This is a genomic window from Termitidicoccus mucosus (assembly GCF_038725785.1).
GTDB classification, from domain to species: domain Bacteria; phylum Verrucomicrobiota; class Verrucomicrobiia; order Opitutales; family Opitutaceae; genus Termitidicoccus; species Termitidicoccus mucosus.
In genome coordinates this window covers 1069305-1093084 of sequence record NZ_CP109796.1, presented here as the reverse complement: position 1 = coordinate 1093084, position 23780 = coordinate 1069305, and the positions used below count along the sequence as shown (strand labels likewise).

17 protein-coding genes and 1 pseudogene are annotated in these 23780 nt (G+C 57.6%); 14 read left to right on the top strand and 4 right to left on the bottom strand.

Annotated features, from left to right (window positions below; translation table 11 throughout):
* Positions 1 to 577 precede the first annotated feature (577 nt).
* From OH491_RS03745 to OH491_RS03695, 11 genes are all read left to right on the top strand, one after another.
* A complete protein-coding gene (locus OH491_RS03745) occupies positions 578 to 2902 on the top strand; it encodes a TonB-dependent siderophore receptor (RefSeq protein WP_334319122.1) in 2325 nt (774 codons plus the stop codon).
* Between the two features lie 34 nt (positions 2903 to 2936).
* Positions 2937 to 3770, top strand: coding sequence for a LamG-like jellyroll fold domain-containing protein (locus OH491_RS03740; RefSeq protein ID WP_084441925.1), 834 nt, complete (start codon positions 2937 to 2939; stop codon positions 3768 to 3770).
* The gene (locus tag OH491_RS03735) at positions 3767 to 4714 is read left to right on the top strand and encodes a D-2-hydroxyacid dehydrogenase (RefSeq protein ID WP_068769276.1); all 948 of its coding nucleotides are present in this window, start codon (positions 3767 to 3769) and stop codon (positions 4712 to 4714) included. Before OH491_RS03740 ends, OH491_RS03735 begins: the two co-directional genes overlap by 4 nt.
* Positions 4715 to 4727: 13 nt before the next feature.
* Complete coding sequence (locus tag OH491_RS03730) at positions 4728 to 5843, top strand: mandelate racemase/muconate lactonizing enzyme family protein (RefSeq protein WP_084441926.1); 1116 nt, start codon at positions 4728 to 4730, stop codon at positions 5841 to 5843.
* A gap of 22 nt (positions 5844 to 5865) precedes the next feature.
* Positions 5866 to 7599: a sialidase family protein gene (locus OH491_RS03725; RefSeq protein WP_068769278.1), complete on the top strand. Its 1734-nt coding sequence runs from the start codon at positions 5866 to 5868 to the stop codon at positions 7597 to 7599.
* Positions 7600 to 7601: 2 nt separating this feature from the next.
* On the top strand, positions 7602 to 8963 hold the full coding sequence (locus OH491_RS03720) for an acetylxylan esterase (protein WP_334319124.1): 1362 nt from the start codon (positions 7602 to 7604) through the stop codon (positions 8961 to 8963).
* Entirely contained in the window at positions 8938 to 10293 is a 1356-nt protein-coding gene (locus tag OH491_RS03715; protein ID WP_084441927.1) for an alpha/beta hydrolase, read from the top strand. Before OH491_RS03720 ends, OH491_RS03715 begins: the two co-directional genes overlap by 26 nt.
* A gap of 36 nt (positions 10294 to 10329) precedes the next feature.
* Positions 10330 to 12699, top strand: coding sequence for an alpha-L-rhamnosidase C-terminal domain-containing protein (locus OH491_RS03710; RefSeq protein WP_068769281.1), 2370 nt, complete (start codon positions 10330 to 10332; stop codon positions 12697 to 12699).
* Between the two features lie 365 nt (positions 12700 to 13064).
* Positions 13065 to 13907: an alpha/beta hydrolase gene (locus OH491_RS03705; protein WP_334319125.1), complete on the top strand. Its 843-nt coding sequence runs from the start codon at positions 13065 to 13067 to the stop codon at positions 13905 to 13907.
* A 59-nt stretch (positions 13908 to 13966) separates the two neighbouring features.
* Complete coding sequence (locus tag OH491_RS03700; protein WP_145928621.1) at positions 13967 to 15346, top strand: AmpG family muropeptide MFS transporter; 1380 nt, start codon at positions 13967 to 13969, stop codon at positions 15344 to 15346.
* A 20-nt stretch (positions 15347 to 15366) separates the two neighbouring features.
* Positions 15367 to 16740 carry a glycosyl hydrolase family 28-related protein gene (locus OH491_RS03695; RefSeq protein ID WP_084441929.1) on the top strand — a complete coding sequence of 458 codons (1374 nt, stop codon included), beginning with the start codon at positions 15367 to 15369 and terminating at the stop codon, positions 16738 to 16740.
* A gap of 464 nt (positions 16741 to 17204) precedes the next feature.
* On the opposite strand, the pseudogene OH491_RS03690 reads toward OH491_RS03695, so the two are convergent.
* Positions 17205 to 17738, bottom strand: a pseudogene (locus OH491_RS03690) (HipA domain-containing protein); the annotation flags it as partial.
* 584 nt (positions 17739 to 18322) lie between these two features.
* Positions 18323 to 18643, bottom strand: coding sequence for a hypothetical protein (locus tag OH491_RS03685; protein WP_145928622.1), 321 nt, complete (start codon positions 18641 to 18643; stop codon positions 18323 to 18325).
* Positions 18644 to 18818: 175 nt separating this feature from the next.
* Between OH491_RS03685 and OH491_RS03680 the strand changes: the two genes are divergently transcribed.
* From OH491_RS03680 to OH491_RS03670, 3 genes are all read left to right on the top strand, one after another.
* On the top strand, positions 18819 to 19445 hold the full coding sequence (locus OH491_RS03680; protein ID WP_145928623.1) for a hypothetical protein: 627 nt from the start codon (positions 18819 to 18821) through the stop codon (positions 19443 to 19445).
* A gap of 8 nt (positions 19446 to 19453) precedes the next feature.
* The gene (locus tag OH491_RS03675; protein ID WP_145928624.1) at positions 19454 to 19648 is read left to right on the top strand and encodes a hypothetical protein; all 195 of its coding nucleotides are present in this window, start codon (positions 19454 to 19456) and stop codon (positions 19646 to 19648) included.
* Positions 19649 to 19729: 81 nt separating this feature from the next.
* Positions 19730 to 19870, top strand: coding sequence for a hypothetical protein (locus OH491_RS03670; RefSeq protein WP_334319126.1), 141 nt, complete (start codon positions 19730 to 19732; stop codon positions 19868 to 19870).
* A gap of 638 nt (positions 19871 to 20508) precedes the next feature.
* Here the strand turns inward: OH491_RS03670 and OH491_RS03665 are convergent.
* Both OH491_RS03665 and OH491_RS03660 read right to left on the bottom strand, forming a co-directional pair.
* Positions 20509 to 22434 carry a glycoside hydrolase family 2 protein gene (locus tag OH491_RS03665; RefSeq protein WP_068769288.1) on the bottom strand — a complete coding sequence of 642 codons (1926 nt, stop codon included), beginning with the start codon at positions 22432 to 22434 and terminating at the stop codon, positions 20509 to 20511.
* A 307-nt stretch (positions 22435 to 22741) separates the two neighbouring features.
* Positions 22742 to 23779, bottom strand: coding sequence for a LacI family DNA-binding transcriptional regulator (locus OH491_RS03660; protein WP_068769289.1), 1038 nt, complete (start codon positions 23777 to 23779; stop codon positions 22742 to 22744).
* Position 23780: the final 1 nt, after the last annotated feature.

Here is a 23780-nt window from a genome sequence, read left to right as displayed (position 1 = left end):
CCAGGAAGGGGAGATTGGATTTTGCATGCATTTATTTCCCCGCCGCGCGGCCGGAAAACCATGTGCTTCGCGGGGTAAGGAAGGGGAGATTAATGGTGCGCATATGCTCGGCCAAATATCAGTTTATGCAATCCTCACCTGCTGGCCTCAATATGAGGCCGCGAGCCCGCACCGTGCTGGTTTCAAGGAAGAATTTGGAAATTGAGGCGGTCTGTTTTGACACAGGGGGCACAGAGCGCGACCCACAGAGGCCACGGAGGACCGTCCGGCTGAATGTGGAGTTGTTGGCGAGGGAAACATTTTCTTCGAGGTGATTGGCGCGGGACTGTCTGGAAAACTTGCGCGCCTCCGTGCTCTCTGTGTCCAAGGTATTTTAAATCCGCCTTTGCCCGCCCCGGATTCAAAAAGCATCCGGCAAAAAAACATGGCCAGATTTGGACAACGGGGGAAAGGTCGAGGCGTCGATTGCATACCCTTGCTTCCACTACCTCCCGCCCTCAACAACCCTGCCAAACAAATCATGCGAACAACACCTGTTTCTCCTCAAATAAAAGTAATGTTTCTTGCCGCCGGTTTCATGGCGTTTCCTGCCTTTGGCATTCTCCCGGCCCAGACGCGGGTTGCGCCGCCGCCCACCGGCTCCGATGATGAGAAGGAGGATGTCGTGCGCATGGAAGTCTTCACCGTCGAGGCGCAGACGGACAGCGGTTACGGCGCCACTCAGAGCATCGGCGGTTCGCGCGTAAACATGGCGGTCAAGGACGTGCCCGCGTCGATCATCACGATCAACGAGGCGGTCATCCGCGACCTCGCGGCGGTGGATTTGCTGGAGGCGATCAACTTCGTGTCGGGCATCGCCACCGCCGGCGGCGGGCAGGGCGACACACAATACAGCCTGCGCGGCTACGCGCAGCAGGGCATCAACTACCGCGACGGCCTGCCTGACCGCGAGTGGGCGCTGCGGCAGTCGCCCACGGAGGCGGCGGCGTTTGACCGGCTGGAGGTCATCAAGGGGCCCGCTGGCGTGCTCTACGGCTCCGGCGCGTCGGGCAGCGCGATGGGCGGCATCGTCAACCGTGTGACGAAAAACCCGCAGTTGAAGCCGAGGACGCTCATCCAGTTGAACGCCAGTCATGGCTGGGATGACTATGCCCGTGCGATGCTCGACACCACGGGCCCGATTGGGCGGAGCGGGCTGGCTTATCGCGTAATCCTCGTGGACCGCGACGGCGAGCGCGGCTGGGGCGGCAAGGACCACCGCTGGTCCTCGGTCAACTCGCTGGCCTGGCATTTCGGCTCGCGGCGGCAGCACCGCGTGTGGGGGCGTTTCAGTTATTTGAGCACCGACATCAACTACGGGCAGGGCGCGGTTTTCGCCGACAAGGATTACAAGGTGCCCGCGTTTTTCCGGGAGGACAACCGCACGTTCTCCAGTTTCCCGCTGGACTCGATCACGCCGTTGCGCTCGCGCAACTACGAGGTCGGCGCGCAGACGGCGTTCAGCATTTTCGGAATGGATTGGACGGCGCGCCTGATTGGCCGGCACAGCAATGCGTCCGGCGCCGACAATCCGTCGTATTCGAACGGAACCGGGATTTATGCCCTCGACGAGACGGGTTTGGTTTTGGGCGACAATCTGCAAATCTCGGCGGACGACCCGCGCGTGGACGACTGGCGCGCGCCGCTTTGGGGGCGCATTTTCGAGGGCTTTTACAAGCAGGATGGCCTTTTCGCGGACCTTGCGGCCAAGTTCAAAATCGGGCCGACCAAGCACACGCTGCTGTTCAGCGGGGAAATGCGCGGCTCCTCCGGGCGCCAGAGCTATGTGCAATGGCAGGCGGAACTGCCCGACGCGCCGCCCTCGCTGCCGAACACCTATTCGGTCGTTCCGGATCATGCGCGGCAGACCGTTTCCGGCCTCACCATCGCCGATATTATAAACGGGCGGCTGCCCACGCTGAGCAACATTGTCAGGAACACGGCGCCGAATAAAAACAAATACGCGGCGGTTGGTTTTCAGGAAAGCATGTCGCTGTTCGATGATCGCATTATTTTTGTCGCGGGCGGCCGCTTTGACAAATCGCGCGAACAATCATGGGACATAGACAAGCAATACTGGCTCGACAATGTTGCCTGGCACAACGGCATCCCCACAGGCCCGTGGCGCAAAACCCGTCTGATAAAATCCGTGGACGATGAGGAATTGACCTACAAGGCCGGCCTGGTGGTGGCGCCGGTCCGGGGCGTGAGCGTGTTTGCGCAGCAGGCGACCACCTTCCGCCCGCTGGGCGACACGCGCTTCCCCAACCAGCGCGGCAAAATACAAGAACTCGGCGTAAAAACAGAGTTGTTTAACCGCACGCTCATAAGCACGGTGTCCGTGTTCAAGATGTCGCTGACCAACGTGGTGATCTATGTGGTGGGCGATGACGGCGTGTCCGTCCAAAAACCGGCGGGCACCCAATACACGGAGGGCTGGGAGGCGGACATCAGTTGGCAGCCGAACAAGGCGTTCAGGATGATGGTGGCGTTTTCCAATCTGACATCGGTCAATGAAAATAAAGCGCCCTTTCGGGGTGTGCCGCAAAAGGCGACTTACTCGGTGATGGCGAGATATACATTTCAGGATACTTTTCTCAAGGGGTTGGGCGCCGGAGCGAATTACAAGCACCGGGGCAAGCGCACCGGCGAGCAGCGCGAAGCCGATCCACAATTCTGGCTGTCGGAGATTGATGAGTTCGGCGTTTTTCTGTCCTATCCCGTCACGCGGCAGTGCAGCGTGCAGTTGAATGTGAACAATGTTTTCGACTCCAGCAAGGTGCTGACCGCGGTGTCGCAGTCCGCGAGCGTCCAGCAACAATATCCGCGCACCTATGTGCTTTCACTGAACTATCGTCTGTGAGCGATTCTGCCTTTCTGGTTCACCGCTATTTTCGATGACTGCAAAACACGACTCAAAGAGACACAGAGACGAACCGTCTTTCCTTATGAAAACAAACCCATTTACCAAATTGTTTATCCGCATCACGGCCTTGGTCTCGCTGGCTGCGGGGGCTCCGTGCGGCGCGGCAACCGTGGCGCAATGGTCGTTCGATGGACTGAAACCCGGCGAGCCAATCAGTCTGGTCAAGGGGACCGGCGCGTCTCCGTTTGATCTCGCGCAGACGCTTAAGCACCGGCGTCCGATGGCGGTGGCGCTGCCGGCCGCCGACACCATTCCCGCCGCGTTGCGCGGTCGTGTCGCGGCGCGGTTCGCGGACGATTCCGTCAAGGAAAGCGATTTGCTGGAGGCGGCTGCTGCGCAGCCAAGCTTGGATTTTGCCGAGACCGCCCCGTTTACCATCGAGGCGTGGGTGATGCTAAAAAGCCTGCCCAGGGAAAAGGGGTGGCAACGCGCGATTTTTTCCACGCGCAGCCAGTCGCCGGGCAATCCCGGCCTTGTGTTGAGCGTGGGACCCGAGGGGAATGTGCTTTTCGGCATTGATGGCGGCGAGCCGTTCCGGAACCTGAAGTCGGAGGCCGTCATTCCGACCGGTGTCTGGTGGCACATCGCAGCGGTGCGGGACGAACGGGGCAGGGTGACCCTTTTTGTCAACGGGAAAAAAGACGCCGTGCCGCCGGTGCTGGCACGCTATGGCGTGAAGACGGACTCACCGCCGATGATCGGTTCGACGGCTCATGCCGGGAGCCGCTCCCGGTGGGACGGCGACATCGCCGCAATCAGGATCTCCGATGCCGCGCTGACCCCGGAGCAATTTTTGCATCAATGAAAAAATTAAACGTCCTTTTATACAGGAATTTGGGAGAACATGATCTCCGCCAAATTGCGAATGAGTTTCCCGATATTGCGTTCACGATGTGCGCCACGCCGGAAAAGGCCGCGCCCTTGCTGCCCGAAACCGATGTCGTTTTCGGCAACATTCCCGCAGCCTTGTTGCCCGGGGCGGGGCGGTTGCGCTGGTTGCAAATCGTTTCAACCGGCATTGATGAATATGTTTCATTGGGAAATTCCGGCATCGTGGTCACAACCGCCCACGGCATCCATGCCAGAATCATAGCGGAGCATTTGCTGATGTCGGTGTTGTGGTTTGCGCGCGGCATGCCATTCTTCCGGCAGGCGCAGGCCGAATCACGATGGGAGCGAAATCCCGCCATCCCGAGCCTTCTTGAAAGAAACACGATCGGCCTTGTCGGCTGCGGAGCAATCGCAAGGGAGTTCCTGCGCGTGATTGAGCCATTCAAGGCCAATATTATCGCCGCCGACATAAACACCAGCGTCACGCCGCCGGGCGTCTCGGAGGTCATGCCTCCGTCTGAAATTTCCCGCCTGCTTTCGCTGAGCGATCATGTTTTGGTGATGCTTCCGCTGACCCCCGATACCCGGAATATTCTCGGGGCGCGGCAACTGGAGGCGGTCAAGCAAGGCGCGTGTCTGCACAATGTCGCCCGGGGGGGACTGGTTGATGAGGCCAAACTTCTGGAGTTGCTGAAGGCCAGGCGCATCGCTGGCGCTGCGATTGATGTTTTTGAAAACGAACCCTTGCCGAAAGACCATCCATTCTGGGGCATGGACAATGTCCTGGTAACGCCCCACATCGCAGGCCATTCGCGCGAGCTGGGCTCGCTGGTTCTGGATCGGTTCAAGACGAACTTGAGGCGTTTTATCAAGGGAGAGGAAGTGAGCCCGATCGCAAACTTCGCGCGCGGATATTGATCGCATTTGGACCATGAAGATAACAGGCATTGTTACTCGTCTTCTAAAGGTTGACGCATCCAGCCGGTATGCAAACGGGCACATACCGGCGGGACGCCCCAGGCATTGGCATTTCCCGCTCATCACCCTGAAAACGGATGAAGGGGTGGAAGGGCATTCAATGGCATACGGTCCTCATGGCGACGGGCGCGGACTTGCCGATCTGGCCCGCGACAGCTACTTCCCCCAGATCAAGGACCTCGATCCGGAGAATGGAGAGGCAATCTGGCAAAAATTATACAAACGCCAGCGTCATCTCTATAATCAGACTGACACCATGCTGGGGGTGATTGATGTGGCAGTCTGGGACATCAGGGGCAAGATCGCGGGGCGGCCAATCGCCGCGCTGCTGGGCAAATACCGGGAGGAAGTGCCCGCCTACATGTCGGCGAAAAGCGAATTTTATACGGAGACGGAAGTCGCCATCGAGGCCGCCGAGGCAAAAGCACGGGGGTTTTACGGATATAAATTGCAGTTGAGAGACGGCGCGGAGAAAGACATTCCCCGCCTGCGGGCCGCCCGCGAGGCGGTGGGAAAAGATTTCAGGCTCATGCAGGACCCAAATTCCTCATATGATCTGACCACCGCCATCACCGTGGGACGGACTTTGGACGAGCTTCACTATCATTGGTATGAGGAGCCGTTGCCGGAGACCCAAGTTGGCCATTATCGGAGATTGGCCGCAACATTAAAGACTCCGATACTGGCCACCGAAACATCGAGCTTGGGGGAGATGGCCGGGTTCCTAAAACAGGAGGCGCTCACCATCGCCCGCGGCGATGTCCTGATCAAAGGCGGCATCACGGGCCTGAAAAAGGCCATGTCGATGTGCGAATTATTCGGCTACAATCTCGAAATACACACCGCAAACACCCCTCTGCTCGATGTGGCGAATCTGCATGTGGCCGCATCGTGCGCCAACACCTCCATGATGGAGGTGCACCATCCCGCCTTTCGTTTCGCTCTCAAAAAACATCCCTTCAACGTGGAGCGGGGGGGCCTCATAAAGGCTCCAAGCGCGCCGGGATTGGGGGTGGAACTCGATTGGGCTTGGATAGACGCCCACACGGAGAACGTTCGTGAATCATGATTTTTCCTTGTTATATTATAATATGAACACACAGCCCATCCGCATTTCCGATGACAAAAAATTCCAAGTTTCGCCTGGCCATTATGACGGTTTGGTCTGCCCAAACCCCAAGGGCTGGTATCATTCCTCGGCGGGCGTGGTCGCGACCCGCGGCGGCGCGCTGGTGGCCTGCTACCGTTTGTCGGACAACCATTGCGCGCTTTACACCTCGATCATGATCACCCGCTCCGAGGACAAGGGACGCACTTGGTCGTCCCCATTTGTTCTCTCCCACCGCAATGTCTGGCAGCATCATGAAGCGTGGGTGGCGCCCCAGATTTCGCGTCTGCGCGATGGGCGGATTGTGGTCATCGCCGACCTCGGTCAGCGCAACCCGGGGCAGGACTGGCCCATGCTTTCCGCCTGGCAAAAACCGGCCCGTGGAATGAGCAACCATCTGTTCTGGAGCGACGACGACGGACGCACGTGGCGCGGTCCTCGGAAGATTGACGACATGGGCGGGGAACCCAGCTACATCACCGAGCTTCATGACGGCACGCTTTTATACACCCGCACGGATTCCGCCGCGACCAGCAAGTTAAAAAATCCGCCGCCCCCGTGGCTCAATATCTATTATAAAAACTCGGCGGTCTTCTCCACCGACGGCGGGGAGACTTGGGGCGGGGTGGTTTCGCTGGCGGACGATCCTTTTCATGGCGACTGCGAAGTCGGCGTGGTTGAACACGCGCCCAACCAGCTTCTCGCCGTCACCCGCATCGGCATGGGAGCGTCATTTTACGGGCAGCCCAGCCGGATTGTGCGCAGCCATAACGGCGGAAAAACCTGGGACGCGCCGGCTCTGCTGCCGGTCTATGCCCACCGGCCTTGTGTCCGCCAGTTGCAGTCGGGCAAGTTGCTTGTGACCTACCGCAATGCCCCCGGCACACCGGGCAACCGCGCCTTCGTGTTTGATCCGGATGAATCGCTTCCCTACGAGCCGCAAGCATGGATCCCTGAGGAGGAACGGTGCCGTCTGGGGAATTCCGATGAATTGCTTATAACAACAGACGAGGGAAAACAAAGCGCCGTTAGTTTCATCTTTTATCCCGCGCAGGACGACACGGCGCGCGTGGAAATTTCGGCCACCTTGCGCGTTTTTTCCGCGGACCTGAACGGCTGCAATCTCGGTGCCGGTTGCTGGGTGCGCCTGACCCCGGACCGGGTCTGCTTGGGCGACCAGCCGGAAACCGGCTTCAACTTCGACACGACGGACTGGCACGATTACCGAATTGTCAGGGAGAACGGAGTCATCGCTGTTTTCGTGGACGGAGTGGAGCGGCTGCACGCGCCCGTGGGAGATTTATGGACGCGATTCGTCAGGGTCGGCAACCGGGTGGGAGGCGCTGGCGCCATCTACGAGGACCAGAAAAACAGCATCGTGGACGGTTATTTTCGCAATGCCTCACGCACGTCATGGAAGGCGATCCATGTAAAAGTTACAAATCCGGACACGCATTCCATCGACTGGCAGTGGCGGGCCGACTCGCAAACCTATCCCGACCAGTTCCGCCGAGATCGCGTGGTTGAGCTTGACCTCAGCTTTTTTGCCGATACCGGCTATAGCGGCTGGGCGCAAATGGATGACGGCACCATCGTCATCGTGGATTACACCAATGGAGGCTGCCTGGACAGTCACACCTGGCACCATGGTGGCGCACGCAATCCGTTCATCCGCGCCTATGTGCTGCATGAGGAGGATCTTGTGCGGAGCCGATGATCGTGCAACGCACGCTGCATATCACATACATCATGCTCATGTCCATGACGCGCTGGTTTTGTCATCTGACCGGATTGTTTATATTCGCCGTCGGAGTTTTTGCGGAAGAAACATTGCCTGGGATTTCGGTGACGACCGATCGCCCGGACGCACTTTATCATGTCGGGGAAACTGTGCGTTTTCGTATTCAGATCCGGCAGCCGGCACCCCGCCCCGAAGGTATTCCAAAGATCCACTGGCGCATTAGCAGGGATGGTGCGTCTCCCGAAAAATCCGGGATTGCTTGCCTCGATGGCGATTTTCTGGAACTGAGCGCCACGTCCGACACGCCGGGATTTGTGCGTTGCGATGCAATGGTGACATTTTTTGCTGACACACCGGCGGAGAAAAACAAGACATCCATGGCGTCAGCTGCGGCGGGGTTCGATCCTGCCAAAATCACACCGAGCATGTCAGTGCCGGATGATTTTGATGCGTTTTGGAATGAGAAGAAAGCAGCCCTGCTCAAAATACCAGTCAAGGCCTCGCTGACGCCTGTCACAATCGACGGGGCATCCGATATCGAAGCGTTTGATGTCCAAGTGCCATGCGTTGGTGCCCCGGTTTCCGGCTACTTTGTCAGGCCCGCCGTTGCGTCACCGCGCGGCCTTCCGGCCATCCTCATCGTGCATGGCGCAGGGGTGCGCAGTTCAGATCTGGACAGTGCCGTGAAATGGGCCCGGCGCGGTTTGCTTGCCCTCAACATCAATGCCCACGGGTTGCCGAACGGGCGTCCAGATTCCTTTTACGCGGATAAAGCCCGCGACGAACTCGCGAATTATAGGACACGAGGGTGCCAGGACCGTGAGAGCATGTATTTTCTGGGTATGTTTTTGCGTGTCCTGAGGGCCCTTGATTTTCTGGCCATGCAGCCCGAATGGGATGGCCGGCGCCTGCTTGTCGTCGGAGGAAGTCAGGGCGGCGCCCAAGCCGTCGTGGCCGCCGGACTCGACAAAAGGGTTTCATTTATTTCCGCGGCAGTTCCTGCGCTTGCAGACTGCACAGGCGTGCTGGCGGGAAAGCCAAAAAGCTGGCCGTATTTCATTGCCTCGGAGGAGATTGACACACCAGAGATGCAAAGCACCATTCAGGCGGTCCGATATTACGATATTATGAATTTCGCCACACGCGCCAAGGCCAAAGCGGTGTTTTCCGTGGGATTCATTGACGAAACCTGTCCGCCAAGCTGCGTATATGCCGTCTTTAATAACTATGCGGGAGAAAAGCAGATGTTCAACGATGTCCGAAGCGGCCACAAAAGCTCTCCGGATAGCGTGAAATTCCGGGAATCGGTGCTTGATGAATATATTAACGGCAGCCGGTGAAAAGAGCCTGACACTGAGGAGATGCCGTATCTTTTTGGGCGTGCATCTGTCGCTCATGCTTGCAATTGTTTCAACAGAGGACTCTCGTGCCGGGGTGGAGCCTGTTTGTTCACCGTCCGAACTGGCGCCCGGCCCTGTCATTCTGAAAGGGCGGATTATTCACCGGGCGCTGAATGGTGCATGGCTCCGCTTTAAGTTGAATTCCGACAAAGGGCTCTTCACCTGGAGGGTGACTCTCACTGGGATTGCAAGTGCCCGGGCGGGGAGTCCTGATATCGTGGTGCCTTGCGCGCCTAGCTGGCAGGATATGCGTCCCTCTTTGCCGGCGGATCCCGATATTGTCCTTTCCGGCTGCTTGAAAGAAATCAAGCGTGCTGAAAGAGAGATGGCAGGCTGTTTTAATCTGGGGGGAAAGATGGTGGAATTGCGCTTTGTCGAAGTTGAACATTGCTTTTACGATGAGGAACCCCCGCCTGACTTGGTTGATATAAAATATGGACGGTATCCCCGGCAGACGCTCGATGTGTATTTTTCGAAAGCCCCGGGACGGACACCGGCGGTCATTTATATTCATGGCGGAGCTTGGATAAAAGGCGACAAACGAGACATTCATGAATACGGAGAGCTTATCCGGTCGGGGATCACCATTATCTCAATCAACTACCGGTTTTGTCCGCCTTCAAATCCTGCCGCGGCGACGCCTCCCGTTGCGTATCCGATGCATGATGCCGCGCAGGCATTGCAATTTGTGCGCAGCAAGGCGGACGAGTGGAACATCGACCCTTGCAATGTGGGGCTCTGGGGAAGATCGGCGGGGGCTTGCACGGCATTGTGGCTCGCAACACATCCCGATTTGGCCGATGCGAGTTCGCCCGAGATGATCCCGCGCCAATCAACTCGCCCCTCCTGCGTCGCGGCCATTTTTGCCCAAACAACGCTGGATCCGCTCCAAATGCGCGCATGGGTCGGACGGGAACTCACCTACGGTCCCCATGCCTTTGGCATTTCGACCGGCGGGCTTTCCGCCGGAGGGCGGTTCGATAGGTTTATCGCAGAACGCACGGCTTTGCTGCCCTTGATAGAGGAATTTTCGCCCGCATCGTTAATAGGTGCTCATGCGCCTCCCATTTATCTTGATTATCTTGATTTTACCATGGAACCGAGCGAACCGCTGGACGCATATTATGTGCATTCGCCGCGGTTTGGTCAGGGATTGGCTGAGCTTGCCAAGACTGCGGGAGTGGAGTGCCACCTGCGCTATGCCGATAAAAAGGATGCGGATTATTCAGGATGGAAGGAGTTTTTGATTCAAAAACTCAAAAGAATGTGAGCCGATAAGGATGAAAAATCCACATACAAGCATAGCATGAAAAAACAACCTGCGCAAAAAGACACAAGCGTTCCGCCCGCGCTGAAACAGGCGAAATGGATCTGGCCCGACGACCAGTTCTGGGACATGCACCATTGCTTCGCGCTGTTCCGAAAAACCTTCGATCTCAAGACAAAACCCCGCGATGCGATTCTTTATATAACGGCCGACCAATCTTACCGGCTTTACATAAACGGGGAATACATCGCGCGCGGCCCGGCCCGTGGCTTCCAGTCGCACTGGCCCTATGATGAGATCAATGTTTCCAGGCATCTGAGAAAGGGCCGCAACCTCATCGCCGTCCGCGCCCACAATCCCGGCACCGGCAATTTCCAATATGTGTTTCAGGGCCGCGCCGGCCTGCTCGCCGCGCTGGACGCCGGCAAAACGCGGGTCGTCACCGATGAAACCTGGCTCGGCCGCCGCCAGCCCGGCATCCGCCGCGACAGCGCCCCCGGCAGCCTGCAACTGTTCGCGCAGGAGCACATCGATCTGCGCGTCGAGCCGCCGGACTGGTTCGCTACGAACCACGATTGCGATGCGGCATGGAAGGCTCCCTCGTGCAGCCAGACATGGCACGACATGCCCTGGGCGGACTTGGAGCCGCGGGGCATCCCGCAGCTTGCAGAAAAATGGTTGCCCGCGGCGACGGTCATCGGCATGCATGCCGGCGTCGATCCGCGCGATTATATAAACATCCGCGACGTCGCGCGTTTCAGATACGAGACCGGGTTTGCCTTCCTGCCCGCGTCCGGTTCCGCCGATAAAATCCCCGTTCCCGCGCTGGCTGAAAACCACTTCGTCAGTTACCTCATTGATTTTGGCAAAACCGTCGTCGGCTGTCCCGCCATATCAATCCCGGAGTGCGCGGGTGGCGAAACCATCGACACCCTCCACTTTGAGACCATCGGCGAAAACCTTTTGCCCGATTATATTCCAGACAAACACTGCCGCATGGCCTTTGGCGGGCGCATGATCTGCCGCGCCGACGGCAACACGCACGAGTTTTATCATGCGCTCGGTTTCCGCCATATGATTGTCACCGTGCGCAATTCCCCCCGTCCGCTCACGATGACTGTCGCGTTGCGCTGGCAGGGATATCCGCTTGGTAAAACCGGACGATTTTCCTGCGATGACGAGGCGTTGAACAAAATCTGGGATGCCTGCGCGTGGACGCAGCAATGCTGCTCGCTCGACGCCTATGTGGACACCCCGTGGCGCGAGCAGGCCCAGTGGTGGGGCGACGCGCGCGTGCAGTCGTGGAACACGTTTCACCTTTGCGGGGACGCTCGCCTGCTGCGCCGCGGCATCGCGCAAATCGCCGGCCAAACCACGCCCGAGGGCGTCACCTACGGGCACGCCCCCACCATCGCGCATAGCTGCATCCTGCCCGATTTCACACTCATCTGGTTTCTCACCCTTTGGGATTATTACTGGCAGACCGGCTCGGCCGAGCCTTTTGAAACGCACCTCGATACCGTGGAGCGCGCTCTCGGTTATTTTGAAAAATATAGCGACAAAAAAAATGGCCTTGTCGGTTACGACAAGCGTTTCTGGCTGTTTCTGGACTGGACGGAACTGCGCAGGGAAGGATTCCCGAGTGTGTATAACTTGTGGCTTCTCATCGCGCTTGAGTGCCTCGCGCTCCTTGCCGAAAAAACCCGGAACAAGGCGAAAGCCCTGGCGCTCTCCAAATGGGCCTCCAAAATCAGAAAGTCCCTCTCCCGCCTCGTTACGCCCGACGGGCAGATGCGCGACGGTTTCACCGCCGGCGGTGAAATTGTCACGACCGCGAGCCTGCATTCCCAAGTGCTCGGCTTGATTGCAGCCATTCCCGGCCTCGACGAGAAAACAATCCTTGAAAGACGCCTGCTGCCATATCTCCATGAGGACAAGTGCGACAAGGCGGTGCCATCCGCCTACTGGGTTACTTACATATTGTCATTTTTATCCGAACGCGGACATGGACAGGGCGTGGTCGATTTTATAAAACGTCACTGGGCGCGCATGGCGGAGCACGGCACGACCTGGGAAAACTTCGCACCACGTCGCGCCGACGAGAGCTTTTCCCATGCCTGGTCCGCGCACCCGCTCTTTCATCTGATGCAAACCTTGGGAGGTGTCCGCCAGGCCGCCCCCGACTGGAAATCCATAACTTACAAGCCGGTTTTTCACGGCACGCGTTGCGACACGGTAATACCGACCCCGCGCGGCCTGATAAAAAGCAAGTGGCGCAAAACCGGAAATAAAATCCAGGTGGAGCTGGACTTGCCGCCGGGTATGACCGCGCGCGTGCTGCTCTTCGGCGGCAAATCCCAAACCGCCAAGGGCAAGTGGCGCGCCCTTCTGTCCGCGGACAAGAAATAATGATTGGTTGGCTTTTATTGAACAAAAAGAAACAAAAGGAACAAAGTCCCGGCGCGAAGCGCCAGGCCTGATATATATTATTATGGTTTTCTTGGCCCTCTCCGTTTCCTTCTGTTCAAAATCTGTTGTGGATTGGCCCCGAGGCTTGGCGCAGCACCGACGATCATTGGGCTTATGAATATCAAATAAAGCCAATGGGATTGCTTACCGCTCCGCGCCTGCATGTTGTTCGCGCATCGAAGGAATCCCTGCCGGATTGAAAATGAATCCAGTTGATAAGGTTTGATGCGGGCGAGAAATTGGTGAACATGCGTTTTATGTCCCCAACGTTCCGATGCCGCTCGTCTTTGGCCAGCCCTCTCTTTTTGGCATTCATTTACTTGGCTGGCGGATTTGCGGTGGCGGATGGATCGACGCAAAATAAAGTTGCGCCCGAGCGATATTTTCTATGGGAGGAAGGCAGTCCAAATAATCCAGAGGGGAAGGCCCGGCCCTGCTTGGAAATATATCGGGCGTTTTCCAGAAACCCGGCAGTCTCCCATACCGTGGTCATTTTGCCCGGTGGTGGCTATGGGGGGATCAGCCCCTACGAACGATTGCAGGCCGAGTTTTTTCGGAGCTTGGGCCTCACCGCTGTTACAGTCGACTACCGGGTCGCCCCATGCCGTCATCCAGCGGCATATTCGGATGCATGCCGGGCGATCAGATTGATAAGGAAGAACTCCGAAAAATGGAAAATTCCAGGAAGGATTTTGCTGCTTGGCGGCAGCGCGGGCGGACATCTTGCAGCTTTGGTGGCCACGCGCCCCAACCATTGGCAGGACGTTGCGGACGAACTCGCAAAAACCGTCCCGGCACGACCCGACGCGCTCATCCTTCTTTATCCGGTCATCAACACCTCTGCTCAATCATCTTCAATCAACCGCTATCTGGGAGCGGATGCATCTGATGAGCTTCGTCGGGATATTGCACCAGCCGCGCATGTGGATGCGGAGACACCGCCCACGCTTATATTTCACGCCGCCGACGATCCGGCGGTCAGCGTGGAGGACAGCTTGACTTTTGCGCGTGCCTGTTGGAAAGCAAAGCTGCCGATGGAGTTGCATGTGTTTTCATCGGGCGGGCATGGCAAAGATTTCGCCTACGACAAGGACATCGGGCCCCGCTGGCGCCAGATTGTCGCCGATTGGATTCAGAAGTTGCCATGAAATAAAATCAAATGAAACAACAAGGCATGCGGCCAAGAACTTGATAAAATCACTGCACAATGGATATTGGAACAAATGACAACGCAACCCCGCCTTCCAGCGACGGGGCAAAAACTCATTATCGTGGAAACCCGTGGTTCTTTGTTCCCAGCATCAGCTTGTGGAGCGGGATGGTGAATGTCGTTCTCTTCAATGTTCCGACCGCGATGTTGAAGGATTTGGGGTATTCCAATGTCTTTATCGGACTGAGTTCCCTTATCACGATACCGTATGCCCTCAAATTCCTGTGGGGGCCCGTCATTGATGCGATATCAACAAAGAGAAAATGGATTCTCCGCACCATTGAAATTCAACTGCTGTTGTGGGCGGCAATGGTGTTTCTCCTTGTGACATCCCACTTCACGGTTGCGATATTTTTCGGAATACTTTTCCTTGTCAGCCTGTCAAAATCCCCACAGGAAATCGCATTGGTCGGATTTTATCTGGTCTCACTGACAAAATCCGACCAAGCGCGTTTTATTGGCATACGACCGCTGACTTCACGGCTGGCCATGGTGTTCACCGGCTCCCTGCTGCTTGGCATGGCTGGTATTTTCGGCAAGGTGGCCGGGGATGGGGATATGCGTTATACTTGGGGATTTTATTTTTTATGCCTTCTTGCCGTCTATGCTATCGGGTATCTTTGGACACAAACGTCATGCCCGTATCCCATCGGGGACAAGGCGCTGCCTCGCGCTCCGGGGCAGGGTATTTGGAATAACCTGAAAGAGCCCTTTGTTGCCCTGCTGAAGATAAAATACATCGGTTTGGCGGTGTTGTTTATCCTGTTCATTAGATCAGGGGAAGCGTTTATCCATCGCATGGTTGTCCCGTTTTACATGGATCCGCCAGAATCCGGTGGTTACGGGGCGGATCTGGCTCAGGTGGGATTTATCGGGATGATCGGACTCATCGGGGCGTCAGCCGGGGCGGTCATATCAGGGTTTGCCATAAAAAAATACGGATTGCGACGCATCATGCTGCCTTTCGTGGCCGCGGCGATATTCCCGTCACTGATCTACACCGCACTGGCTGTCTGGCATGTGGAATGGAGCATGACATTTGATCTCACCGGCATAGGCATCAATTACAAGACTGATCTGAATATCGCACTGAGTTTTGGGGCGCTTGTTGAAAATTTTGGCTATGGCTTGGGGTATTCCGCCGCTGAATATTTCCTGTTTTCATTATCGCGCGGCAAATATCAGACTTCCATAGCAGGTTTCCTATTGTCGATTTTGTATATTGTTGTGCTTGTTTTTGGGGCGATAAGCGGCTGGGTTCAGAGTCTTTCCGGCTGGGGATGGTTCTTTGTCATCAGCGTTTTGGTTTCCATTCCGGTGTTTCTGGTGCTGCCAAGACTCCGTTACGTCGATGAGGAAACGTCAAAGGCATCCTAAAACAATTCAGACGAGGCACCATGACAGTAAGTGAACTCAAGAAGAACCATGCGCCGATAATTGACGGCACTCCGCTTTGGGTTTCCGGATATCATGAGCCGGGTGATGGCGGCGAGGGATTTTTTCAATGGATGCCGGGTGGGGCGCGCGAGGGCGACGGGGGACATTGGATTTCCGCCCCGCAAGGCGGCGGCGGATGGATGCGCGCGGCGATCTCGGCCGAAGTGAATGTAAAGCATTTCGGCGCGAGAGGTGATGGTAAAACTGACGACGCCCCCGCCTTTCGAAATGCAATCAAGGTTTGCAGGACTGGAAGCCGTCTGGTCGTCCCCCCGGGGGAATACGCATTTGGATCACGGATTGTATTTGATGTTTTTGATCTTGAGATCGACGGCGGAGGAACTATCGTCCCCTTCGGTGATTATAGTGACTATTTGATTGAGTTCGGTCGTCCGGATCGGGCGATCATCGGACCTTATGAGGGCAGTAACATCTATCAGGGCCGTTACAGGGTTCAGCGATTAACCATTCGCGGGCGGGACCAGTCCCGGGGAATTTTCCTGGCGCACATTGACCAGGCGATGTTCGATAATATAACCATAGAGGGGACAAGGGGCACCGCGATGCGATTGCATAATTGCAGGCACAATGTCTTCCGGAATGTCTTTATCTCGCGGTGCCGCGGACAGGGGGAACCGATGCTGGACCTTTTCCAGATGAGCAAACAACCCGATCCCTACGGAGGGTGCTGGCAAGGTGCCCCGGGGCTGGTTGATCGCAATGTTTACAATACCTTCTATAGCCTGAAGATCGAAATATGCGACGCGGAGACCTATTTGGATATTGGCACGGAGGATCCCGCCTCCCCGTATATATCACAAAATACGGGTGACAATCATTTCATCGGCTGCATATTCCATGGTCTGGTGAGGGATTACCTCCAGCCCGACTGGGAGGGCGTCTACAGGATGAACCTGGGATTCCGCAAAGTGCCCTGGAATATCTATGACTACAAGGGGCCCAAGAATATACGAATGGTGAGGATTCGCAACGCCACAGGAACCCAGTTCTCGCAGTGCCATTTCACCTTCGGCAGCACGGGTGGTGTTTTGATTGAGGCGGGGGAGCCCGGCCGGCCCGCGATCCACACGCGGATGATTGCCTGCGGCTTCGGATTAGGATCACGTCCGCTCGAGGGGGTGAACATCACGGACAACCGGGCGATCAAGCTTGAGAATGTTGATGAGTTTCACGTATGGGCGACGCAGTTATGGGCCACGGATTCGCCGGGTTATCAGAAGCAATGGGTCTGCGGTGTCGATGCATCGAAACTATATATAAATGGAGTCCGGCGTGGAGCGTCAGATTGCATTGGAATTGAATCAGGTCCATGATCGGGTTGTTTGCATTCCCCGATGTCACCCTCGCAGCAAACAAGAGCTGGCGCGTATCGACTCCCGTCATTACGCCAGAATTTCTTTGAAAAACACACCTTGACATACTGAACCCAGAATGGGTTACCAGTCTGCCTCCCGTCAAACAAACCAAGTTGATCAACCTGCGCCACGCGATGGTTTGCCTGGCACAGGTGGTTCTGATGCTGTTTGTGGTTAAACGTGATAACGTCCGGAAAGTTGCGCAGATTTTTTAAAGTGATAAGAACGAGGGGAAAACGTCTCCGATGAATCAAAGTCCCGAAAAAACCAAAGAAAGCGGCGAAGGAGCTGCAGAGGATCCCTAGCCATGCCTAGCTGAGTGCTCCATGTGGACGAGAGCCTTATCAGAAGCCACTTGGACAAGGTGGTGGTGAGCACGGTAAAGTAGGTTTCGTCTGCGGAGACGTTGATACAGTTGTCGACTAGACGGCACGCAAAAGCCGCTTGATTTCGATTGTCCTGTGTTCCGGCACGGCGACCGAAGCCGCGATGTCATCCCATTGAGACAAAGCGCGATGTGTTTCATCGATAATCTCTCCCGCCTTCCTCCACTCCAATGCTTCGTTCGCGGCAAGCCGAACCAAGTCCTTTTCATCCACGCGCATCCGCTCGCCAAGAACGATCATGCCTCGCTCCGGTAAAACGGAGGCATTCGAAAAGGTTAGATCGTAGGCCGGCCCGACACTCCATTGTCCATCTAGATAAAGAAATCCATGATTCTTGCCGTGGTCGTCACGGTTGCTCGCCAGCACGTTAAACACTGCCCGCTGAAATGCCCGCCAGACCTCCCGCTCGTTGCCGGTCACCCGCCGGGTGACGCGCAACAGCGTGGAGTAATCCAGGTCGCCGCCCATGATCTGGCACATTCCGGCCAGCGTGTGATGATGCACCCGATCCCAACGCATCATGGCATGCGGCGAATGCGGACCCACACCAGATAGGGGTCCCGCAAGTTCGCGATCAAACCGCGTACCTTCGCATCAAGCGTCTCTCGCATAAGCTTGATACGGTCGTCAGCCGGGATGCTCCCCAGCTCATCCCAAGAGTAGGGGAGTGAACTTTTTCGGAGGAATTAATATCAGCAAAGTGGAGGATTCCTCGACTCACTTGGCGGCTGACTCCTAGGCGCAACTAGTTGCAGATCAATCGGGCTTCCATAATCAATGCTCGAACACTGGGGCGTGTTGGTCGTTTGAAGAAGGACTCAATTTGCTTGGGTGTGAGCCGCTTGAGAGCCATCAGCTAGTTTACTCGAACGACTGAAATGCCCTCAATCGCTGCGATCGTGGAAAAACCCGACCATATCGCCCGACCGGAGTTGCTGTGCCCATTTCTGGACTTTCGCGACAGTGGCGAGGATTTGCTCTCTCGGTGCAGCCACGGTCGCAGCCATGCCTGCTGGGACTTTTGGCTGTTGGAATGGGCTGAAGATCAAGGGACCTAAGCTTCGCCAGCCCAACCGGCAAGGCCATGCCGACGATTAGGTCGATGCATCGACCTCGGTTTCGTTTTGAGCACCCGGAATACAGCCTCGCCGCGGCTACGCCGATTTCTTTCGGGCCTCGCAGGAGACGGAGATCGCAAGGTGGCCCAACGCGGGCGTCCAGGCACCTTTCGATCCGGTTTTGCGCTTCGTTCTGGTGATTTCCGCCACGACTTCCTCCAGATAGACCTTGAGCAGCTTTGCGGCCTCGGGCGCGGGCAGGGTTCCTCCCAGGCGGCCGACAAATTCCGGGGTCGGATTGCGTGTTCCGTTCAGCACCCGGGAGAGCAGGGCGGTGTCGATGCCGGTATGCCGCGAGAGCAGGCGCTGGTTGCCGTCAAAGGGAGGCCGGTTCAGCATCTCCCAAAGAATTTTCATGAATTCATTCACACAGTGAATGGAATGCCGTTCCCACGCCATTGTCAAGATGGCAATTGACAAAATAACAGCATTGTTGTCTATATGAATCCACATCAGGTGATCCCTGTCACAAAAAAACCAACATCATGAGCATTACTACCATCACCCGTTCCCTACCTAAATTCGCCGTTTTTTGCAGCATAAAAACCTTCCGCCCTGCGTCGCAAAAACGCGTCCTGTCGGCGGGCTTGCGCCGGACACATTCATCCATGCGGATCCCTATTTTCTGGGCTGCCGCTTCCACGCGCTGCTGCGTCGCGTCCGCGACCACAGCCCCCTTTCCGCAAACGAGAAAGCCATGCTGCCGTGGCTGTCTGCGCTCCGCGCCGAACTGCGCGGCCTGGGCGTTCGTTACCTCGAGCCCGAAGTCCGGCTTGCCGGCGCGAACGGGCTGCCCGGCGGCATATGCGACCTGGTCGCCACGGGCGGACTGGCCCGCCGCGGCGCCATCGAAGTCAAGGTCACCGACGCCGTGCCCGATGAGCCCGAGGCCGGACACCTCCTCCAAGTGGGCGGGTATGCCGAGCTTCTCGGGCATCGCTCGATGACAGGCGCCGTGTGGGCCGCCCTGGCGTATGTGAGTTTTCGTGAGGCCCGGGTTCGCGTGTTCGCGTATCGCGATGCCCGAGAGTTGATCCGCAGGGCGCACCGGCTGTTCACCCGGAACGCGGCTGACGCATCACGGCCTTTCCATGTCGTATCTCGAAAAGCTCGATGCGGTGTTCCGTCAGGCGAGGGAGGCCGCGCTCGGCTTCATTGAAGCGCACAATGAAACGCCTGCCGGCGGACCAATGCCCGTTCTGCGGCAGGCCCGGGCATGTGCCGGGCCTGCCCTGCCCGGAGTGCTTCCATTGCCACGAAGTCTCGTGGGCAATCCTTCAGGACACGGAATTCGGCTACGAGGTGGTCGCGCTCAATGATCGCAGGCAGGTCCTGGCACGCTTCGAAGTAGGGGGAATCTGAAGCTCCCTGTTCGCGACGAATTGTTAATCGCTGAACTCCGCGACGCGGCGGCGGAGGGTTAATCACTAATCGGTCTGTTCTTTGAGCCATGACTCGATCACCGCGTGGCGTCTGCTTGCCGCGCCGCCCAGCAGGCCCGCTAGGCACGAGGAAACCACGCGCCAAAACCGTTTCCGCATCGTCGCCAATGCCGTGACGCTGCAACACGGAGCCAACCGCTAAGCCGTCTGGCTCGGTCTCGACGGACCGACACCGGCGGGAGCGTGTCGGAGCATCGATGCGATGGCCTTCTCCCTTAACCTGCGCGGCAGTGTCGCCGGGTTTGTGGCTTGAGAGCCGCAGACAGCCCCGGTAGCGGACTGAAAATGACGCCGAGCAGCGACAACCATTGGGATGGAACGAGGGTTTTATGCCGGGCAAAAGAAGAAAAGAGTCTCTTGGCGGCCAACCCCATTTGCCCATTTTCCAGTATGCGCATTCGATCTGGGCTTTCTCCATCTGCCGCAATTCACCACCTGGTTCAAGCGGCACCAAGGCATCTCGCCGCACGGCTACCGCCAGCGCGGCACCGCCTACTTTGTCCGCGCAGGGCAGCGGAACGGGGGAAGCTGATGGCGGTCGTTCCGCGTATTATTAATCACGGACCGAGCGAAGCGATATCAGCCAGCAAAGAAGTACGGAAAAAGCTGAAGCGAGGCATCGTGGTTTGGAGTCAGTCATCTCGCTTTGTACGGAACTTTGTTCCTTTCGTTGTCTTCTGTTCAAAATAATCGTTGGTTTTGTTTTGGACAGGATTAATAGGATTATTCAGGATTTACATAATAAAAATACCAATCCTGTTGATTCTTAAAATCTTGTGTTTATTCGGCGGGCAGGGTGCCGATGACCTCGCGGTTGGCGGAGCGGACGGCGGCGGGGTCGAATTTCAGCACCTTGCGGTCGTAGGTATAAAAGCCGTTGGCCTCGATTTCGACGTCGGTGGTCTGGGTATAGACGGCGGCGGAAAAGCCGTCCTTCACCAGGCCCTTCAGCATGTTTGCATATTCGACATACTTTGCGGTGAGGTCGTCCCGGCCCGTGAACTTGACCTTGCCGTAGCCCCAGTTCTTTCCGTCGCTCTGCCAGAGATGGTCGGGCAGCGGGAGGGCGAGGCCGCCGTATTCGCCGAGCACAAGCACGCGGTCGGCGTCGCCCTTGAATATTTTGGGCTCCGGGTAATGGTGAAAATCAACCATGTCCGCGCAGGGACGCAGGACGCCGACGGCATCCTTATACATGCGGAGGTTGCCGCCGCTGGCCGGATTCACGAGGCGGGAAGGGTCGCGCTGTTTGGTCCAGGCGACCACTTTGTCAGTGTCAAACTGGCCCCACGCCTCGTTGAACGGCACCCACACCACCACCGACGGGTGGCCTTGGCAAAGATCCATGATTTCGCCCCATTCCTTATAAAAATTGTCCTTGGAGAGCGGCGTGCGCAGCGTGTCCGTGCCGCCGTCGAGCTCGTTGCGGCCCCATTTCGCGCCGAGGCCGTAGCTGTGCGTGCTGGGCATGTCCTGCCAGACGAGGATGCCTTCGCGGTCGCAGTGGTAATACCAGCGCTGCGGCTCCACTTTCACATGCTTGCGAATCATGTTAAAACCCAGCTCCTTGGTTTTGATAATATCAAAACGGAGGGCCTCGTCGGTCGGCGCGGTGTATAAACCGTCGGGCCACCAGCCCTGGTCGAGCGGGCCGAAGTGGAAATAGTTTTTCCCGTTCAGTTGCATGCGCATGATGCCGGCGGCGTCGCGCTGCATGGAGATTTTGCGGAAGGCGGCGTAGGAGCGGGCTTCGTCGGCGGTTTTTTCGCCGGAGAACAGGCGGGCGCGCAGGTCGTAGAGCTTGGGGTTTTCGGGGGACCAGAGGACGGGGTTTTTCAGGGAGAGCGTCACGGCTTCGCCGGCGTGGCCGCGCGCGGTGGCGAGGATTTTGTTGTTGTCGAGCAGCTCCACCTCGACAGGAGCGCGGACATTACAGTCCGCGATTTCGCGGGCAGGAATGCCCGCGCTCCGTTGGGTGACGGTCACGGCGAGGGTGCCTGCGTCGATGTCGGAGACGGCTTGGATGTCTTTTATATAATTTTCCGGCACTGGCTCCAGCCAGACGGTCTGCCAGATGCCGGTGACGGCGGTATACCAGATGCCCTTGGGCTTGCGCGACTGCTTGCCGACGGGATGGTCGGAGGCGTCGGTCGGGTCCCACACGCGGACGGTGAGGGTGTTCGCGGCGTCTGTTTTTATATAATTTGTTATATCAAACGAGAACGGCGTGTAGCCGCCGGTGTGCGAGCCGGCGGGCGCGCCGTTGACAAACACGTCGGCGCGCCAGTCCACTGCGCCGAAATGGAGGAAGACGTTTTTTCCACGCCACGCGGTGTCGGCGGGGATGGTGAACTGGCGTTGATACCAGAGTTCGTTGTCCGGGCCGACCTCGCGTTGCACGCCGGAGAGGGAGGACTCGACGGGGAAGGGCACGAGGATTTGGCCGTCGAAGGCGGCGGGGAGCGCGGCGCCTTTTGGGGTGATGGCATAGTCCCACAGGCCGTTGAGGTTTTGCCAGTCGGAGCGGACGAGGCGCGGGCGCGGATACTCGGGCAGGGTGGACTCGGGCGAGACTTGCGCGGCCCACGAGGTCTTGATGAGGTCACCGGCAGGAGACCACGGCTTCGCAGGCGCAGTGGCGGTGGCGGAGAAAAACGCGACGAGCGCGAAGGTCGCCGCGTGGGGATGTGAGGTGTGAGGGCGCATATTTTAATGGAATTAATTCATTGTTTGCCACTGGGGCACACTGGCAGCGGAACGAAGGATATACATGCGGGCGGCTATGGAGCGCGCGGCGTCGGCAAACACGGGCATTTGCGTCGAGGCCGGCTCCAATCCCTCGTGCTGTCGCGTCGGGTCGGACCAGAAAGGGTGGTCGGCGGGATATGCCAGCGGCCCAGCAATAACACGAAAAGAAGAGATACCGTTTTGAGATGTTTGAACATGGTTTTAATTTCTACTCAAAATAGCGAGGAACAGAAAGAAACGAAGAAGGCCGTTTTTTTGGGCGGTATCAGCCCAGTTTGTGGACTGATTTGCGCGTGATGAGGGAAACCGGCAGCAGGAGGCCGGCATTATTGGCATCCCCGGCGGCATCGGCGACGCGCATGCGCTCAAAGAGGATTTTCACGGCCGCGCCTCCCATGGCGCGGGCGGATTGCGCGACGGTGGTCAACGGCGGGGAGAGGTGGGCAAGAAACGGCTGGTCGTCGAAAGCGATGATCGAAACATCCTCTGGCACACGGCGTTTTTCCTCGGCGAGCGCGCGCAACGCACCGAGCGCGAGCGGATCACTCAGGGCCAGGATGGCCGTCACGTCGCGCCCGCTTTGCAGCAGGAGCTTGGTATCGAGATAACCGCCCTGCTCGTCAAACGAATCGCCGACCACAATCGCGGGGTCAAAGGCGATGCCCCGCCCTGCCAGCGCCGCCGCGTAGCCCTGCACCCGCAACCGGCTCGTGATCGTGGTGGGCCGGCCTTGCAGGCAGGCGATGCGCTTGTGGCCGTATTCCAGCAAATGCGCGGTCGCCATTTTCCCGGCGGCGAAATTATCCGAGGTGACATACGGCAGCCCGATCTCCGGGGAAACCTGGTCAACCAGCACCAAGGGACGGCGCTCCTTCGCGTATCGCGCCAGATGCTCGAAGGATTCGGATGCCGGGCAGACGATCATGCCGTCCACCTGGCGCTGCCACAACAGCTCCACCGCCTGCTTTTCCAAGGTAAGATCGCCCTTGCTGTCGGACAGGATGAGCGAATAGCCCAGATTGCGGGTGGCATTGGCGATCTCGCTCGCGATGCCCGCAAAGAACGGGTTGATGACATCGGCGATCACGAGGCCGATGGTGTTGGTCCTGCGCAAACGCAGCCCCTTCGCGATCGGGTTGGGGGTGAAATTCTCCTTACGCGCGTAGTCGAGAATGGTTGTGGCGGTTTCTTCGCTGATGCGGTATTTCCCCGCTTGTCCGCTGAGCACGCGTGATACGGTGGTCATCGAGACACCGAGCTTGGCCGCAATTTGCTTAAGGGAATTTTGCGGACGGGAAAACATC

What these genes read in the sequence shown, in the direction of transcription:
- OH491_RS03745 (WP_334319122.1), top strand. Translation starts at nt 578, where the DNA reads ATGGCGTTTCCTGCCTTTGGCATTCTCCCGGCCCAGACGCGGGTTGCG.
- OH491_RS03740 (WP_084441925.1), top strand. Translation starts at nt 2,937, where the DNA reads ATGACTGCAAAACACGACTCAAAGAGACACAGAGACGAACCGTCTTTC.
- OH491_RS03735 (WP_068769276.1), top strand. Translation starts at nt 3,767, where the DNA reads ATGAAAAAATTAAACGTCCTTTTATACAGGAATTTGGGAGAACATGAT.
- OH491_RS03730 (WP_084441926.1), top strand. Translation starts at nt 4,728, where the DNA reads ATGAAGATAACAGGCATTGTTACTCGTCTTCTAAAGGTTGACGCATCC.
- OH491_RS03725 (WP_068769278.1), top strand. Translation starts at nt 5,866, where the DNA reads ATGAACACACAGCCCATCCGCATTTCCGATGACAAAAAATTCCAAGTT.
- OH491_RS03715 (WP_084441927.1), top strand. Translation starts at nt 8,938, where the DNA reads ATGAATATATTAACGGCAGCCGGTGAAAAGAGCCTGACACTGAGGAGA.
- OH491_RS03710 (WP_068769281.1), top strand. Translation starts at nt 10,330, where the DNA reads ATGAAAAAACAACCTGCGCAAAAAGACACAAGCGTTCCGCCCGCGCTG.
- OH491_RS03700 (WP_145928621.1), top strand. Translation starts at nt 13,967, where the DNA reads ATGGATATTGGAACAAATGACAACGCAACCCCGCCTTCCAGCGACGGG.
- OH491_RS03695 (WP_084441929.1), top strand. Translation starts at nt 15,367, where the DNA reads ATGACAGTAAGTGAACTCAAGAAGAACCATGCGCCGATAATTGACGGC.
- OH491_RS03685 (WP_145928622.1), bottom strand. Translation starts at nt 18,643, where the DNA reads ATGAAAATTCTTTGGGAGATGCTGAACCGGCCTCCCTTTGACGGCAAC.
- OH491_RS03675 (WP_145928624.1), top strand. Translation starts at nt 19,454, where the DNA reads ATGAAACGCCTGCCGGCGGACCAATGCCCGTTCTGCGGCAGGCCCGGG.
- OH491_RS03665 (WP_068769288.1), bottom strand. Translation starts at nt 22,434, where the DNA reads ATGCGCCCTCACACCTCACATCCCCACGCGGCGACCTTCGCGCTCGTC.
- OH491_RS03660 (WP_068769289.1), bottom strand. Translation starts at nt 23,779, where the DNA reads ATGTTTTCCCGTCCGCAAAATTCCCTTAAGCAAATTGCGGCCAAGCTC.